The organism is Psychrobacter sp. 1U2, from assembly GCF_051847575.1.
Window position 1 is genome coordinate 1 of record NZ_JBPYDC010000879.1, and the last position, 791, is coordinate 791.

Annotated in this window: 1 pseudogene; it reads left to right on the forward strand. The window is 40.7% G+C overall.

The features are described 5' to 3' along the window. Window positions 1-250: 250 nt before the first annotated feature. A pseudogene (locus tag ACS8FD_RS19300) lies at window positions 251-791 on the forward strand (multidrug ABC transporter ATP-binding protein); the annotation flags it as partial.

Sequence of the window (791 nt, forward strand, 5' to 3'; positions counted from 1 at the left end):
TTCAGTCTTCGATAAATGAAGTTACTGAATAACGCGAAACAATAAAAGGTAACAAAATACCTTTTGTACAGCAATTTATTTATAGTAGTTTTTAACACCTGATATTAAATACGACCTGCCGCGTTCAAATTACAATTAGCATGCAGGGGTGATTGCGAAGTTTTGCTAAAATAGCGCACAATCCTAACAACACAAGTAATTGTCCAAGATAGTGTCTAATACCACTTATCTTGGCGTATCGTCATTGCCTATGAATGCTCTATTCCGTTTTTTTGAAAATCGTCTTTCTGCCTTTCCTGATACGCCTATGCCGCTGCCATCACCGACTGATGGACTGTTAAAGTTTTTGTGGGCATGCACTAAAGGTCTACGTGGGTGGCTGCTGCTCTTTATGATTCTGTCTGCTGGTATCGGTGTTTATGAGGCTATGCTGTTTGCATGGATTGGTAACATAGTCGATTGGCTTGGTGTTTATACCCCGCAAAACCTATGGGCAGAAAAAGGCGATCTATTACTCCTTATGCTTGCAGTGATGATATTAAGTCCGTTATGGATTGCCTTGTCATCTTTTATACATTTTCAGACTCTGCAAGGTGTATTTCCCATGCAAATGCGCTGGCGTTTTCATCAGCGCATGCTAGGTCAGTCTATGCAGTTTTATCAGGATGAATTCTCTGGCCGAGTTTCAGCAAAAGTGATGCAAACGGCACTGGCAGTACGCGATACTGTCATGACTGTTACTGACATGTTTACCTACGTGACAGTATACTTTATTACTTCTGGTATTATCT